Below are 15,144 nucleotides of genomic sequence, written 5' to 3'. Positions count from 1 at the left end.
GGTAATGCAAAGATGTAAAATATTCATGGCAAATAAAAAGACCTGAGCAGTTTTCTGCTCAGGTCGCCTATATCCCTTGACCTATTTACGAATTTCCCTTGTACGTCTTTAGCGCAGCAATAAGCTGTGGTACAACGACGAAAGCATCACCCACTATCCCGTAGTCCGCTACTTTGAAGAAGGGTGCTTCAGGGTCTTTATTGATGACAACTATTGTTTTGGAAGAGCTTACTCCCGCAAGATGCTGGATCGCTCCTGAAATGCCTATGGCAATATAAAGATTAGGACTTACCACTATCCCGGTCTGACCGACATGCTCAGCATGTGGTCTCCAGCCTGCATCGGATACGGGTTTAGAGCAGGCAGTAGCTGCACCTAATACATCTGCTAGTTCTTCTATCATTCCCCAGTTTTCAGGTCCTTTAAGTCCCCGCCCTGCAGAAACAACAATCTCGGCTTCAGGAAGAGAAATTTTATCTGTAGCACGCACAATTTCTTTCACTATGGTGTTAAAATCCGTCGTCGCGATCTCAGGTACAAAATTTTCTATTTGTGCTGATACCTTATGTTCTTCGACTTCGAATGCGTTTGGAGATAAGGTAATTACCTTAATCGGTGAAGTAATGGTTACCGTTGCAATGGCTTTACTTGAAAAAGCAGTTCTCTTCACCTCAGTCGAATCAGCGTTGAAGGTAGGGATACTTATTGCACCTGATACTAAACCAGCCTCCAGCTTTGTCGCAATGCGGGGAGCGAGACCTTTTCCGCTGAATGAATTCGACAGTACGACGATATCTGCCCCCTCTTTTTGTGCACCGGCAGCAATTATAGAAGCATATGCCTGGTTAATAAAAGATTTAAGGTTATCGTTAGTCACCGTTAAAACTTTACTGATTCCATAGTTTTCTAACTTTTGCAACTCAGTATCGGCCACATCTCCGATGGAAATAGCTACGGCTTGGGTCTGTTGTAGATTTGCAATTTGTGACGCATAAGAAGCAACCTCAAAAGCCGATTTTTTAAGTAACCCTTCGGTATTTTCTATATATACTAATACTGACATGTCATTTCTTAATTAAGTGATTAAATAACTTTTGCTTCGGTATGCAATAAGTTTACTAACTCATTTACATTGCTTTCTTCGATCAATTTAACGTTACTTCGTATGGCTGGCGTTTCATAGTGACTAAAGGATGTCAAGGCTGCTACTGCTATCGGTTCGACGATTTCCAACGGTTTTGAACGGGCACCCATAATGCCTCTCATGTTCGGGATTTTTGGCTCGGCTACCCCTTCAGCAGTACCTACAACAACCGGTAAGTTCGCTGTCAGCACTTCTTTGCCACCCTCTATCTCACGCTCGATGGTTGCTTCATTGCCTTCAATAGTCAATTTTTTAGCAATAGAAACCGAGGGAATCGAAAGAAGCTCGCCAAGCATTGCAGGTACTTGTGCTCCGTTGTAGTCGATGGATTCCCGTCCGGTTAAAATCAAATCAAAATCATTTGATTTTGCATATTCCGCAATTTGGTTGGCGACAAACCACGCGTCCTTAGGAGTAGCATTTACGCGTATTGCTTGATCGGCGCCAATCGCAAGCGCTTTCCGGATGGTGGGCTCCGTAGAAACGTCACCGACATTAATTACAGTAACTGTTCCGTCGGCTCCTCCATTTACGAGATCCACGGCTTTAGATAGTGCAATTTCATCGTATGGATTTATAATGTATTGAATTCCAGTGTTGTTGAATTCACTGTTATTATTCGTGAAAGTTATTTTAGATGTCGTGTCGGGGACATTGCTGATGCAAACTAATATCTTCATAATTAATAGCGTTTATACAAACCTACTATTTTATCCGAATCTTCCCTTATCAGTCTCGGTCAATTTTTTGTCATTTTGTATGCTAGCATAGTAATTTAGAGTGTAGACTTTAGGTTAATCTTGATACGGGCAGGGATAATAAAGGAAGGATTAAATTAATCTAGTTTACTTCCACTCATTGGCCGCGGAGGCCTAGTCCTTGGAGCCCCCAAGGCCTCTCCCTCCGCACGTATCCAGCTTCATTCTCTTTGTTTTTCCGCCGCTGTAAATGAGACGAGATAAGTAATCCGCGCACATGCTATATATTCTTCCGTGCTATCCAACAGCTTTTGTGCTTAACATACAAACGCAGCACCCTTACAATTCGACAAATGTCGCCTTAGCCATTTGCCAATAGCAGGAGGAGGCACGAATCGCTGTTGCAAATGGGTACAGCGACGAGTTTTTGATTCCTTTTTGCGGAAAAAAGGAATGCCACGTCGCGGCGAGCGACAAAAGAATGTGCATAAATAAAAGATTTGTTTGAGATTATTATCCTTTCTAGAAATCTACTTAATACAGGACATTATAAGCCTTCGTTTTGTTTTTAGAATTGCTTTGACTTATTTTGTGAAATAATATAGAAATCTTTTTCATGGATAGATTAACACAATTATTGTCGTTTGTAGCGGAAAGTCCTCAGGATCCTTTTTTAAAATATGCACTCACCATGGAATACCTAAAGGCTGAGGATATGGAAAAGGTGGAAAAAGGATTTAAAGATTTGGTAGAAAATTTTCCGGATTACGTGGGTACATATTATCATTATGGGAAGTTTTTAGAGAAGGAAAACAATAAAGAGGAAGCGTTAAAGATTTATCAACTGGGAATGCACGTGGCTCGTAAGGTAAGAAATACACATGCTTTGGGGGAGCTTCAGAATGCATACAATTTGGCAACAGGTTTTGATGATGACGATGATTAGTGACTAAAAAAAATGCTATTGCTGAATTTTGGTATCCTTTTTGAAAGGCATAAGCAAATGAAGTAAATGCGAACATTTTCCACGATATTGTTTTCTATTCTAGTCGCTTTTTTATTATTTATTAGCTGTATAAATAATAAGAAGTCATCCAATACGCTTGATAAAAAAGAAAATTTAGAGTTTCTTTCTGCGAACGTTATTGGTCACTACTCAGGTAAATTACCCTGTGCAGATTGTGAAACAATCAATACCGTACTGGCATTAAGTAAAGATCATTCTTACGAATTGATATATATATACGTCGGGAAATCATCCGACAAGTTTATAAAAAATGGAAATTGGAAGATAGAAAAAAATAATCTAGTACTAGAGGGGTTGGACTACGAATATAAGATCGTTGACGGTATACTCTGGCAACTGGATTTAGCTGGGAATACGATTACCGGAGATTTGGCAGAAAATTATCAACTAGAAAAGATAAAATGACAATAACCTAAAAGAGGAGACCATAGGTCTTCTTTCAGGTTACTGACTCATTCACAGAGCGTTTTTAGCTTTGCTACTACAAAGTCTATTTCGTCCTTTGTATTGTTTTTACTAAAGGAAAACCTAACCGAGGGACGTGAACTATCTGCTTTAATACCACGTAAAACATGAGATCCTATATCCGAACCTGAACTACAAGCGCTTCCGCCGGAGGCAGATATCCCCGAAATATCTAAGTTAAATAAAAGCATATCGCTCATATCCGTGCAGGGTAGAGATACATTCAATACAGTATATAATGAGTTGTCCGCTTCTGTATTTCCATTGAATCTGATATGGGGAATGGCTTTTTGCAATTCCAGTTTCATGTAATCCTTTAAACCTTGGATATATAGTTGGTGGTCGTTCATATCACGATAGGCTATTTCCAATGCTTTCGCGAGGCCTGCAATACCGTATACGTTTTCAGTTCCACCGCGCATGTTGCGCTCTTGCGCTCCTCCGTATATAAAGGGCTTTATTTTATTCTTCCCGTTAATGTATAAAAAACCCACACCCTTCGGACCGTGAAATTTATGCCCGGCTCCCGTAATAAAATCAATCTTTAATTCGGATAAATCGTGCACATAATGTCCCATCGTCTGTACCGTGTCCGAATGGAAGATTGCGTTGTATTGTTTACAGATTTCTGAGATACGTTTGATATCCGTTAAATTGCCCAGTTCATTATTAGCATGCATTATAGATACAAAAGTTCGCGGATTGGTGGTAAGTAGCGATTCCAAATGCGAGAGATCAATGTTGCCTTTCTCGTCCAAACGGAGAAAATCCAAGTGTATCTTACCTGTTTTTTCCAGCTCTTCCAAGGTGTGAAGTACGGCGTGGTGTTCTATCGGGGATGTGATCGCATGTGTAATGCCGAAATCTTCGATAGAGCGTACAATAGCCATATTATCGGCTTCGGTACCCCCAGAAGTAAAAAATATTTCGGAAGGAGAAGCGTGTAGTAAGGTCGCTATGGTCTTTCTTGCTTTTTCAATTATCGTTTTCACTTGACGCCCATGAGAATGGATTGAAGAGGGGTTTCCAAAATCGTTTTTCATGGTTTCTACCATTACTTCTAAGACCTCCGAATCCAAAGGCGTTGTAGCGGCATTGTCTAAATATACATGCATAGCCGCAAATTTAACGAATGTAATGTAATTTTAATACCATTATTTGGATTTTGGTCTTAGCAGTAGCGCAATCGACACTAAACTGCCGATTAGGGACAAATACACGATTACATCACCCAACTTAGTATAAAGAGTGAGTTCCTCATTTAAATTTATTTCCTGAGATAAAGCTGCCGGTACCCACCAGGCCGTTTTTTGGACAATGTCGCCTCGTTGGTTTATAAAACCTGAAATCCCTGTATTAGCAGATCGTGCCACCCAGCGTCGATTCTCAATGGCCCGAAGCTTCGCATACTGAAGATGTTGATCTTTACCAGAGGTGTTCTTCCACCATCCATCGTTAGTCACTATAGCGATAAATTGGGCCCCTTTTTTAACATACTGCGCGACATAATCTCCCCAAATCGACTCGTAACATATTACCGGAGCGGCGCCTATTCCGCTTGCTGAATAAAATACCGTAGGCTCGGGGTCACTGGCGTAACCGCCTGTGGTACCCCCAAAATGATCGAACAAAGGTTTCATAAACGATAGTGCACTGCCAAATGGCATCTGCTCAACCCCGGGTACTAACTTTGACTTGTGGTAGAACTGGAGTTTAGACGACCCATCTATCAACACAGCGGCATTATAACTATCTACGAAAACGTTTCCATAGCGACTCGCTGTCGGTGTCGCTTGATTCATATAGATTCGATAGCTTTCGATACCTGAGAGGACGTTTCCGTTGTGATATTTCTCCAAAAAGTGACTTATCCCTTCATAAGCTGAATATGTTCTGAATTCCTCTTCGTCGATTCTGCCTCGAGCTGAAACAGCCGTTTCAGGCCAAATGAAAAATTCTGTATTTGGTTTTGCAACACCTTCCGACAAGGTAATGAGGTTGTGCAGTTGATCCTCTGGAGGTATAGATCCGAACTTTTCGTAAGGATCTATATTGGGCTGTACGACCACTATTTCCGAGGGATTGACGTGCTCCTCGTAAGAAATATATTGGATAATGGATATTACACTCGGGATTAATACAAGTGAGAAAACGGAAATAACAAGCTTTTTAGTAGATATTGATTCTGTTTTGCTGATGCGTTGCCATATCAGGAGAAAAATAAGAACGTTCGTTGCCCATACCCAAAGAGTGCCACCGTATACGCCAGTAATAGTATACCATTGTATCAGCTGATGGAAATTAGCAAAACCGTTGCCTAGCGTCATCCACGGGAAGGATAGATCCCATATTTGGTGTAGATATTCGTAGGTGATCCAGAAGGCGATCAATCCGAAAAAGCTTAGAAAGACGGTGTTGCGTTTGCGTAATTGATAGTATAACCGAAATACTAAAGCCATTAACAGTGGTGCTAGTCCGAATGGGATCAAAGAAATCAGTATGGAAACCCATGCCGGTAGATAAGCATTCATGGCATTAAATACCCAGTATATAGAAGCGGTGTTCCAAACAAAGCCTGTTACAAAAGCCAGGATAAATATCTTTTTGCCTTTTTTGGTGAAGGTACTACGCATCACACGTTCACACGCAATCAGCAAAGGAACGAAACCTACAAAAAGGAAAATACTGCTATAAGGAATGGGTGGCCACGCTAGCCAAAGAATAAAGGCACTTAACAGCGCCAACAGGTAGTTGTTCTTCATCTGCTACTATTGTCATTATACCGGGTTTGTGTCCGTTTAAAAGACCGATCCCCTTTTGATTGTGCTATAACTGCGACAGGATTTCTGATTTTTTCGTCTCGTATTCCGCCTGAGTGATCAACTGTTTGTCGTAAAGTGTTTTTAGCTTTTTTAACTTCTGGGTTAATTCGTCCTCTTCTTCCGGCTTTGAAGTTGACAGTGGAACAGCTGTCTGCGCCGGGGTACCGAAATTGTTCGTCGTGTTATCCTGTTCTGTTATTACTTTAGGAGTAGGTGCAGCAATGGGTGATCTCTCTACATTCGCCTCATTTTTTACAGGCTCCGTATAGCGCGGTCTAACCTGTGCAGGCTCCGTAGCCGGATATGACGGCGAGGGAGAGGAAGCTTTTGCAATAGGCGTGCTTTTTTCAACGCCGCTTTTATTACTCTCCAATGCATCTTTGATTAACTGATAGAGCTTCCGAGCTTGTATTTTAGGAATGTAATCGATACTTAGGTTCTCCCCGGTAAATGGAATAACGGTAACTTTAGATCCAAAAATCTCTTCTTTAAAAGCAATGTCTTTAATGTCTTTCCATGAAAAAATTTCAAAATTGGTCGCTAATCCGAGTTTGGTAAACTCACATAAAAAGATGCGTTTATTACTAATCGTGATGCTATCGGGCAATAACGTCACCGCAGGCTTTTTTTGCAGAGCGATATAATTGATCGATTCGCCATGTGTTAACATGTCGATGATTTTAGTGTATATTTTCTCAATGACTTTCGGGTCTTGACCGTCTTGTATGTACTTATCTATGCTCATTTTATATTCCCATTTGTTGGACAACTTTAGTACTAAGTTAAAACATAATTACGAAATATTCATGTTTCTGCAGATACCGATGTCTATAAATATTTTTTATTCCGTGTTCCTATCTCTTTGCGCTGTTTCGCCACCCGCTACACAAAATACGAATTCGCCTTTTATGGGATTGTTTTCAAAATGGTTTTTTAACTCTTCAAGTGTACCACGTACATTTTCTTCGTATAGTTTGCTCAATTCCCGCGATATGGAAGCCTGTCGGTCTTCGCCAAAGTACTGTATGAATTCTTCAATGGTTTTGAGAAGACGATGCGGTGATTCATAGAATATCATAGTCCGTTTTTCCGTGGAAAGCAGTTTCATCCGGGTTTGTCGGCCTTTTTTAACAGGTAAGAATCCTTCGAAACAAAACTTGTCGTTGGGCAGGCCCGAGTTGACAAGTGCCGGAACGAAGGCTGTTGCCCCGGGTAGGCATTGCACGGTAATACCTTCTTTAATGGCCTGCCGAACAAGTAAAAAACCAGGGTCTGATATGGCGGGTGTGCCCGCATCCGAGATCAAGGCGATCTGTTGACCTTCTTTTAAGAACCGGATGATCTCGCCCACAGCTTTATGCTCATTATGCTGATGATGCGCAAATACTTTTTTATCAATGCCAAAATGTTTTAAAAGTGGCGCGCTTGTGCGAGTATCTTCCGCCAGAATCAGATCGGATTCTTTCAGTATACGAATTGCACGGAACGTCATATCCTCCAAATTACCAATTGGGGTGGGAACTAAGTATAGCATAATCAAAGATACTAAATCATGGTGATTATACGATGCCGTATATGAAAAGTAGGAGGGGGATTACAACTCACCTTACAGTAAAAGGAAAAATTGCGCTTTCCTGATGTGCTTCTGTCATCCAGCGTTCTATTTTCTTTACAAGTTCGGGATGCTTGTCGGCTACATCATGTCTTTCTTGAGGATCTTCTGTGATATCGTACAGTTCAAGTTGTTGAGGACTTTCTGTCATCGCATTCAAGCGAATTCCCTTCCATCTTCCGGATCTAATAGCTTGTTTACCGCCCTGCTCGTGGAATTCCCAATATAAATATGGATGTTTGCGCTGTTCTTTTTCCCCGAGCAACGTATTTAGCAAAGAAATCCCATCTACCGCATTTGAGTTTCGTACTCCGGCAATTTCGGCAAAAGTCGGAAAGATATCCCAAAAGGCGCCCAAATGATTGGAATTACTTTTTGCTTGGATCGTGCCCGGCCAATGGGCCACAAATGGAACGCGAATCCCCCCTTCATACAAATCCCGCTTTAATCCGCGCAATCCGCCATTGCTATTGAAAAAAAGCGGATCAGCACCACCTTCGCGATGTGGTCCATTATCGCTACTGAAAATAACTAGCGTATTCTCGTCCAGTCCCAGTGACTGTAGTTTATTCAACACCTGTCCAACGTACAGATCCAATCTAGCAACCATCGCAGCAAAGGTGGCGCGCGGATAGCGCTGCGAGGTATAGCCAGCCGGTCTGGTTCCCTTTTTGTAATCCTCGCCGAGATAAGGTTCCTCCGGAAATTTGCCCTTATATTGATAGAATAAACTGTCCTCAGGAACAAGAAGTTCAGCATGTGGTAAGATATGTGGCAAAAAAAGAAAAAACGGCTTTTCTTTGTTCTCTTCGATAAATGCCAATGCCTCATGTTGAATCAGCTCTGGAGCATACTGTTCTTGATACGCAAGATCGCCATTTTCAGTTAGGATAACTTTAGTTGTATCTTTCCATAAGTGCGTAGGGTAGTAACGGTGTGCTAGTGACTGACAATTATAACCGAAGAAGCGATCAAAGCCTTGTTTGGTTGGGTCACCTTCGGAGAGTACGGGGCCAAGTCCCCACTTTCCAAACGCTCCTGTTATATATCCTGCTTGCTGCAACACCTCCGCAATAGTCAACACTGAATCGGCAATAGGGTATTGTCCTTCTGGGTTTACACCTAAATTTCCCCGAATGTAGGTATGACCACTATGTTGTCCCGTCATCAAAGCGGATCTTGAAGGCGCGCAGACGGATGTTCCGGCGTAGAATTGATCAAAACGCATGCCCTCTGCCGCCAACCGATCAATATATGGTGTTTGGATCAGCTTTTGTCCGTTGTAGCCCACGTCCCCATAACCTAAATCATCGGCAAGAATAAGGATAATGTTGGGTTTGCCTTTTGTTTGTGAAAACGCCACTTCCTCAGATGTGAAGGAAAAGATAAGAATGACCAATAAAGCAAGGAAATGCTTTGAAAAGACGGTTTGTTGAGGGAAATATTTGTTCATGAAAAAAAACTGATAAATACGTTTCGTGTATCGTACTAATACGAGTTGTTACGTTAAGCAAATATAACATAATAAAAAATAAAGTCTAGGTTTCAAGTGGATTTTTTTCCTGAACTATCAACATACATGATGCGGTCTTTCTCGCTTCGTCTTCTTATCTTTGTCCCTATAAAAAAATAAATATTTATGTTGCAATTAAATTATATCCGTGAGAACAGGGATACGGTAATCGAAAGATTAAGCGTTAAGAATTTCAAGGATTTGAATTTAGTCGACGAAATCATCTTATTGGATGAGCAACGCCGCAAGATTCAAAGCGAATCAGACGCATTATCAGCAGAGGCCAATTCTTCCGCAAAGCAAATTGGGGAATTAATGCGCCAAGGTAACAAGGAAGAAGCTGAAGCCGTGAAAGCGAAATCGTCGGGATATAAAGAGCAAATAAAGAATTTGTTGACCGATTTAGAAAGCACGGAAAAGGAATTAAATGATAAATTACTTCATTTGCCCAATTTACCCCATACTTCGGTGCCAAAAGGTGTAGCGGCAGAAGATAATGAAACTGTTTTTGAGTATGGTACGATTCCAGAGTTAGAAGAAGGTGCACTTCCACATTGGGAATTGGCAGCAAAATATGATATTATCGATTTTGAATTGGGAACAAAAGTAGCGGGAGCGGGGTTTCCGGTTTATAAAGGAAAGGGTGCACGTTTGCAGAGAGGATTAATTAATTTCTTTTTAGACGAAGCAGAAAAAGTAGGTTTCAAAGAAGTGCAGGTTCCTATTGTGGTGAACGAAGCATCCGCCTATGCTACAGGGCAATTGCCAGATAAAGAAGGCCAGATGTACCATGTAACACAAGATGATCTGTATTTAATTCCTACCGCAGAAGTGCCTATTACGAATATCTATCGTGATGTAATTGTTAGGGAAGAGGATTTTCCGATCAAACACTGTGGATACACACCTTGTTTCCGTCGTGAAGCAGGTTCATACGGTGCCCATGTACGCGGTTTGAACCGTTTGCACCAGTTCGATAAGGTGGAAGTTGTACAGATCGTACATCCAGATAAATCATATGACGTATTGGAAGAAATGAGCCAATATGTGCAATCTTTATTGCAAAAATTGGAACTGCCGTATCGCGTGTTGCGTCTTTGTGGGGGGGATATGGGCTTTGCTTCCGCTTTGACTTACGATATGGAAACCTATAGTACGGCGCAAAAGCGCTGGTTAGAAGTATCCTCCGTTTCTAATTTTGAAACCTATCAGTCTAACCGATTGAAAGTGCGTTTTAAAAATACGGAAGGAAAAATGCAATTGGCCCACACCCTAAATGGATCGGCATTAGCTTTGCCGCGCATTGTAGCAACTTTACTTGAAAACAACCAGACCGGTAAGGGGATTCGCATACCGGCCGCCCTGGTGCCTTATACGGGCTTTGAGTGGATTGATTAGAATAAATTAGGGCAATCCCAAAAGGGTTGCCCTAATCCTTTACTTCCTTGGCTCCATCCGCACAAGATACTGGTCGCTATCATCTTCAAATAGAATCTGAACAACCCAGTTCTCAGCTCTGGCGATGTCTATCAGCGTCTTTTGATCGAGGTATAGCCATTTAAACGGCTCGCCCTTATTTTCGTTGTATTCGTATTGATAGGTTATCTCGCCAAAATAATAGATTGGTCGTTGAATACGGTACTCTTCATAAAGGTAGGATATATCCGAACTGTCAAACAGCAATTGGCCTTTTTCGCTCAATAATGATTTACTGTGTTGTAGCAGATTCCGGAAGCCGTCTGTGGTACCTGCAAGTCCTATCCCGTTCATTAAAAAGAGCAGCGTATCAAACTGTTGATTTTTTAATCGGAAAAAATCTTCCTGTAGGATATGTTGTACACCGCGTTGGTACATGATATTGCATGCAGTAGCTGAAACTTCCAGTGCTGTAACGTCAAAACCTTTCTCTTGAAGGAACAACGCATGGGAACCAACTCCGGCACCAACATCTAATACCTTACCATCGCAGAGTGATAGGGCGATGAACTCGAGTTCGGGCAGGTCATCTTCATCTCGGTAAAAAACTTCAATGGGCATTTCCTCGATATCACCGTAGCTGCTATGTAGTAAAAGAGATGTTTTCAATGCACCATTCGTGTAAAAATCGAATAAGGCTTCTCCGTATACGTCTCTATGCATGTTCGTCGATTTGAAGGTATTTCTTGGCCATTTCAATTTCGGCGAGGTCTCCCGTGTGCTTGAAAGGTTCGTCAGATAATTTGATGACCGGAGTCCATTCGCCCTCGTCGGGGAGCGCCTCCGTCATTTTTAACACAATGTTCATGCGTTCTAATCCTACATCGTTGGTGAAATCTGTTCCAATGCCGAATGAGTGACCAATCTTGTTGGAACAATACTTTACGATTTTCTCTACTTTGTTATAGTCTAGTCCATCCGAAAAAACAATAGTTTTGGATAACGGGTCTATTCCTTTACTAACATAATGATCTATAGTTTTTTCAGCGAATACGATAGCATCTCCGCTGTCGTGACGCACACCGTCAAAAAGTTTAGTAAGCTTTTTGTCAAATTGTTTAAAGAATACTTCCGTAGTGTAGGTGTCGGATAGCGCAATCCCTAAATCGCCTCGATATACATTTGCCCAATTTTCCAACCCCAATAGATTTGCCATTTTGTAACCATATTTGGCCGCATGAAACATAAACCATTCATGAGCATGCGTACCAATGGGCTTTGTTTTGTACTTCATCGCAAGATGGACATTGCTGGTTCCGATAAAGGTAGTAGATTGGTGTTTTTTTAGTGTATTGATTACCAGATCATGAACGTCATACGAATGGCGGCGGCGAGTTCCAAAGTCGGCAATGGTGATGTCGAGCTTGTCGTATTTACTCATTTTATTTTCGACGATACGTATCACTTCTTCATCCGACGCACGTATGGCGCCTGTGGTCTCATAGTATAATTCGCTTATCAACGAAAGAATGGGAACCTCCCAGAGAATTGTTCTGTACCAGTACCCCTCGATTTTAACAGTGACCTCGTTTCCATTTTGTTGGACGACGACTTCATCCGGATCATATCGATATCCTTGTAAAAAATCAAAATACGTAGGATCAATGTACGGACAGGTTTGGGAGAAGAACTCTTTTTCGGATCGAGTCAGCTTAAGGAGCGCCATGTCGTCTATTGCCTTGCGAAGCTGTATGTCAAAGCCAGCCGGGAATTTGTGCTCTCCTCGGTTGATGAATTGATATTTTGCTTTCGCTTTAGGGAACAATTTCACGACCGCATATTGCATCGTGAATTTATAAAAGTCATTATCTAAGATGGAAATAAGTTTTGCCATATAAGCTTTGTTATACTTCTTTACGCGCGAATTGAGTCGCTTACAAACTTAGATAATAATACCGATTATTTACAAAAAAGCGGGCTAGATTATATCTAGCCCGCCTTTGTTTCAATTAAATCTTAATTATCGACTGCCGCCCCTTCCATTACTTCTCTCGGTGCTATTGCTACTTCGGCGATTGGCAGATGAATTGGATGTTTGACGGCTTGGCGTCGAGCTTCTCTCAACTCTGGAGCTGGCAGCCGGGCGCGACTCACGTACACTCGCCTGTTGTACGCGTTGTGGGGTACTTTGCTGAGTACGTGGTTGGCTCCGTTGCTCTCTTTGTTGTTGCTGACGCTGAGCTGGTGGTGTAGTCTGTTGCCTGTTGCTTCGTTCTGCAGACGGACGACTTGATGTCCTAGTTTCCCGTTGTGGCTTGGCCGCAACTCTTTCAGACCTGTTTTCTTTTTGTCGACTTTGCGTTGTTGCATTACGGGCTGCATTGCCATTAGAACGGTTCGAACGGTCGACCTTTTGTGTCGACTGATTAGTTCGATTGGTTGACTGACGGCTGTTGCCATTCGTAATTGTCGCATTCCCGTTGCGGTCTATTTTCATTTCGCGTGTACCCGTCGTTCTCGATCCGTTGCTTCGTCCGGGGGATGCCACTTGTCGATTGGTATTCTTAGAGCTTTCTCCTCGTCCTGCGGTCGTATTTCGGTTATTGCTACGGGACGTGTTAGTTTCCGTACGGCGAGTGTTATCTCTGGATATGTTGTTATTGCGCGAGACAGAACGTGTATTTCTGTTTTTGTCCATATCAGGTCTATAGATAGAAACCGAACGGCTGTTGGCGCGGGAAGCTCCTGGGCGATCCGCATGACGCACGTTTCTTACCGTAATACGACGGCCTAATCTATGCTCAAGGTCCCTTCGTGAGGGGCCACCATAATAATGATGGTTGTTGACTACATAGGTATTGTTGATGATTGTAGTCCGATTAAAAAAGTTAGATCGACCCGCATAGGAATAACGATACATATCTCTCGCGTAAATATGACGCGTAGGCGCAAATAACCAAAGATTCACAGGAAGGCCTATAGAGACAGTCAAGCCTACCCTCGGCGCCATCGGAGCCCATCCATAATACCCATCTCCCGAACGCCAATCTACCCAAGCTGGTCCCCACTCATATCCGGGTATCCAGCCCCAACCTCTGTAATTCGTATGTACCCACCTGCCGTAATGGAAAGGAGCCCAACCCCATGGATAGTCGGATACCCACGTGTTGCCATATTCGGTCATCGTCCAATATCCATTGGAGCTATAAGGGCGAAAGTCCGATCCGGCGTCGGGAAACCAAATGTCGCCGTAAGAAGGGTCATTTTCCCAATATCCATATGGTGACAATTCGTTATAAAACACATCTAAAGACATATTTCCATATCCTTGTGCTTTGATTTTATTAAAGGAGAAGACACTTACTAATAGGAAAGCAATTATTAGAATTCGTCGTGTTATCTGATTTTTCATAATGTCCTTTATTTGAAATGAATGATAATCGCTGTTTTTTATATGACCTCAAAAGGATAGAGAAGGTTTAATGAGGTGCCTAATCATGGTATAAGGAAACCAAATAATTTTAAGCGCATTTATTTTTTTTTGTAAAACACCAAACATTTTACCATTTGCTGATATTCTTATGGTGTTTAATCGTTTGCAAACCTTCAGTAACAAAATAAAAAGTTTGTACATTTGCCCAAACTTTGAATGAATACGATAGTATAAAGAACCAACTTCAGAAAATTAATGAGAAGAAAAATAGAGAGTCTACTGATTGAATTCGCTAAGATACACCGGTTTTTTATGCGATTTCTACGCGAGTTGGTATCGCCACCATATGAATTAAAGGAGATTATCAGACAATGTTATGAGATTGGGTGGAAATCATTTCCGCTGATTAGCTTGACGGGTTTTATCGTTGGTTTTGTATTCACGAAACAATCACGCCCTTCCCTTGAAGAGTTTGGCGCAACATCAATGCTTCCGGCTTTAATATCCATTGCTATCGTCAGAGCATTGGCGCCGTTAGTGACCGCATTGATTGCCTCAGGTAAAGTTGGATCACAAATCGGTGCGGAATTGAGTTCGATGAATGTAACAGAACAAATTGATGCGATGGAAGTATCCGGTACGAATCCGACTAAATTTTTAATTGTAAGTCGGATTATAGCAACTACAACGATGATTCCGGTTCTTTGTTTTTACGTAGCTGGTATTGGGTTATTGGGAGGGTACTTGAGTATAGCGGCCAAAGATGATATTACCATGTTGAGCTTTTTTAATCAGGTGTTTGAATCCATAGCCGTTAAAGATGTTTTTGCGATGGTAATACGCGCGGTGGTGTTTGGCTTTACCATAGGGTTTTCCAGTTGCTACGTTGGATATAATTCTTCTAAAGGTACAGAAGGAGTTGGAAAAGCGGCTAACACGGCGGTAGTGTCTTCTATGTTCTTGGTATTTATTGAAGAACTATTGATTGTACAAGTTTTATCTTTTTTTTAAATC

15 protein-coding genes are annotated in these 15,144 nt (G+C 41.8%); 4 read left to right on the top strand and 11 right to left on the bottom strand.

Going from position 1 to position 15,144, the window contains the following annotated elements; genetic code table 11:
- Positions 1-85 precede the first annotated feature (85 nt).
- The 3 genes from C4F40_RS10175 to C4F40_RS10165 all read right to left on the bottom strand — a co-directional run bounded on the left by C4F40_RS10175 (position 86) and on the right by C4F40_RS10165 (position 2,331).
- Positions 86-1,063, bottom strand: coding sequence for an electron transfer flavoprotein subunit alpha/FixB family protein (locus C4F40_RS10175; protein WP_196939210.1), 978 nt, complete (start codon positions 1,061-1,063; stop codon positions 86-88).
- A gap of 20 nt (positions 1,064-1,083) precedes the next feature.
- Positions 1,084-1,824, bottom strand: coding sequence for an electron transfer flavoprotein subunit beta/FixA family protein (locus C4F40_RS10170; protein ID WP_196939209.1), 741 nt, complete (start codon positions 1,822-1,824; stop codon positions 1,084-1,086).
- 357 nt (positions 1,825-2,181) lie between these two features.
- Positions 2,182-2,331, bottom strand: coding sequence for a hypothetical protein (locus C4F40_RS10165; RefSeq protein ID WP_196939208.1), 150 nt, complete (start codon positions 2,329-2,331; stop codon positions 2,182-2,184).
- 127 nt (positions 2,332-2,458) lie between these two features.
- On the opposite strand from C4F40_RS10165, the gene C4F40_RS10160 reads away from it, so the two are divergent.
- Positions 2,459-2,788, top strand: coding sequence for a tetratricopeptide repeat protein (locus C4F40_RS10160; protein WP_196939207.1), 330 nt, complete (start codon positions 2,459-2,461; stop codon positions 2,786-2,788).
- Positions 2,789-2,854: 66 nt separating this feature from the next.
- Positions 2,855-3,274: a copper resistance protein NlpE gene (locus C4F40_RS10155; RefSeq protein ID WP_196939206.1), complete on the top strand. Its 420-nt coding sequence runs from the start codon at positions 2,855-2,857 to the stop codon at positions 3,272-3,274.
- Positions 3,275-3,321: 47 nt separating this feature from the next.
- Here the strand turns inward: C4F40_RS10155 and C4F40_RS10150 are convergent, their stop codons facing one another.
- From C4F40_RS10150 to C4F40_RS10130, 5 genes are all read right to left on the bottom strand, one after another.
- On the bottom strand, positions 3,322-4,449 hold the full coding sequence (locus C4F40_RS10150) for a cysteine desulfurase family protein (RefSeq protein WP_196939205.1): 1,128 nt from the start codon (positions 4,447-4,449) through the stop codon (positions 3,322-3,324).
- A 39-nt stretch (positions 4,450-4,488) separates the two neighbouring features.
- Complete coding sequence (gene lnt / locus C4F40_RS10145; RefSeq protein WP_196939204.1) at positions 4,489-6,096, bottom strand: apolipoprotein N-acyltransferase; 1,608 nt, start codon at positions 6,094-6,096, stop codon at positions 4,489-4,491.
- A gap of 64 nt (positions 6,097-6,160) precedes the next feature.
- Entirely contained in the window at positions 6,161-6,901 is a 741-nt protein-coding gene (locus tag C4F40_RS10140) for a PH domain-containing protein (protein ID WP_196939203.1), read from the bottom strand.
- Positions 6,902-6,997: 96 nt separating this feature from the next.
- On the bottom strand, positions 6,998-7,690 hold the full coding sequence (gene rsmI / locus C4F40_RS10135; RefSeq protein WP_196939202.1) for a 16S rRNA (cytidine(1402)-2'-O)-methyltransferase: 693 nt from the start codon (positions 7,688-7,690) through the stop codon (positions 6,998-7,000).
- A 67-nt stretch (positions 7,691-7,757) separates the two neighbouring features.
- Positions 7,758-9,221, bottom strand: a complete 1,464-nt coding sequence (locus C4F40_RS10130) for an arylsulfatase (RefSeq protein WP_196939201.1) — start codon at positions 9,219-9,221, stop codon at positions 7,758-7,760.
- 186 nt (positions 9,222-9,407) lie between these two features.
- Here C4F40_RS10130 and serS point away from each other — a divergent pair, with 186 nt between their 5' ends.
- Entirely contained in the window at positions 9,408-10,679 is a 1,272-nt protein-coding gene (gene serS / locus C4F40_RS10125) for a serine--tRNA ligase (protein WP_196939200.1), read from the top strand.
- 39 nt (positions 10,680-10,718) lie between these two features.
- Here serS and C4F40_RS10120 read toward each other — a convergent pair whose 3' ends face one another.
- From C4F40_RS10120 to C4F40_RS10110, 3 genes are all read right to left on the bottom strand, one after another.
- A complete protein-coding gene (locus tag C4F40_RS10120) occupies positions 10,719-11,420 on the bottom strand; it encodes a class I SAM-dependent methyltransferase (RefSeq protein WP_196939199.1) in 702 nt (233 codons plus the stop codon).
- Entirely contained in the window at positions 11,413-12,591 is a 1,179-nt protein-coding gene (pncB, locus tag C4F40_RS10115) for a nicotinate phosphoribosyltransferase (protein ID WP_196939198.1), read from the bottom strand. Before pncB ends, C4F40_RS10120 begins: the two co-directional genes overlap by 8 nt.
- A 126-nt stretch (positions 12,592-12,717) precedes the next feature.
- On the bottom strand, positions 12,718-14,109 hold the full coding sequence (locus C4F40_RS10110; protein ID WP_196939197.1) for a DUF6600 domain-containing protein: 1,392 nt from the start codon (positions 14,107-14,109) through the stop codon (positions 12,718-12,720).
- A gap of 276 nt (positions 14,110-14,385) precedes the next feature.
- On the opposite strand from C4F40_RS10110, the gene C4F40_RS10105 reads away from it, so the two are divergent.
- Entirely contained in the window at positions 14,386-15,141 is a 756-nt protein-coding gene (locus C4F40_RS10105; protein ID WP_196939196.1) for an MlaE family ABC transporter permease, read from the top strand.
- Positions 15,142-15,144 lie beyond the last annotated feature (3 nt).

The sequence above is a fragment of the Sphingobacterium pedocola genome, from assembly GCF_015209965.1.
Taxonomy (GTDB): domain Bacteria; phylum Bacteroidota; class Bacteroidia; order Sphingobacteriales; family Sphingobacteriaceae; genus Sphingobacterium; species Sphingobacterium pedocola.
This window is presented reverse-complemented; position numbering and strand designations above follow the sequence as displayed.

Coding starts and splice junctions, on each gene's coding strand:
- C4F40_RS10175 (WP_196939210.1), bottom strand. CDS start 1,063: ATGTCAGTATTAGTATATATAGAAAATACCGAAGGGTTACTTAAAAAA.
- C4F40_RS10140 (WP_196939203.1), bottom strand. CDS start 6,901: ATGAGCATAGATAAGTACATACAAGACGGTCAAGACCCGAAAGTCATT.
- C4F40_RS10120 (WP_196939199.1), bottom strand. CDS start 11,420: ATGCATAGAGACGTATACGGAGAAGCCTTATTCGATTTTTACACGAAT.
- C4F40_RS10150 (WP_196939205.1), bottom strand. CDS start 4,449: ATGCATGTATATTTAGACAATGCCGCTACAACGCCTTTGGATTCGGAG.
- C4F40_RS10160 (WP_196939207.1), top strand. CDS start 2,459: ATGGATAGATTAACACAATTATTGTCGTTTGTAGCGGAAAGTCCTCAG.
- C4F40_RS10110 (WP_196939197.1), bottom strand. CDS start 14,109: ATGAAAAATCAGATAACACGACGAATTCTAATAATTGCTTTCCTATTA.
- C4F40_RS10165 (WP_196939208.1), bottom strand. CDS start 2,331: ATGCACATTCTTTTGTCGCTCGCCGCGACGTGGCATTCCTTTTTTCCG.
- C4F40_RS10170 (WP_196939209.1), bottom strand. CDS start 1,824: ATGAAGATATTAGTTTGCATCAGCAATGTCCCCGACACGACATCTAAA.
- C4F40_RS10155 (WP_196939206.1), top strand. CDS start 2,855: ATGCGAACATTTTCCACGATATTGTTTTCTATTCTAGTCGCTTTTTTA.
- C4F40_RS10105 (WP_196939196.1), top strand. CDS start 14,386: ATGAGAAGAAAAATAGAGAGTCTACTGATTGAATTCGCTAAGATACAC.
- serS (WP_196939200.1), top strand. CDS start 9,408: ATGTTGCAATTAAATTATATCCGTGAGAACAGGGATACGGTAATCGAA.
- C4F40_RS10130 (WP_196939201.1), bottom strand. CDS start 9,221: ATGAACAAATATTTCCCTCAACAAACCGTCTTTTCAAAGCATTTCCTT.
- pncB (WP_196939198.1), bottom strand. CDS start 12,591: ATGGCAAAACTTATTTCCATCTTAGATAATGACTTTTATAAATTCACG.
- lnt (WP_196939204.1), bottom strand. CDS start 6,096: ATGAAGAACAACTACCTGTTGGCGCTGTTAAGTGCCTTTATTCTTTGG.
- rsmI (WP_196939202.1), bottom strand. CDS start 7,690: ATGCTATACTTAGTTCCCACCCCAATTGGTAATTTGGAGGATATGACG.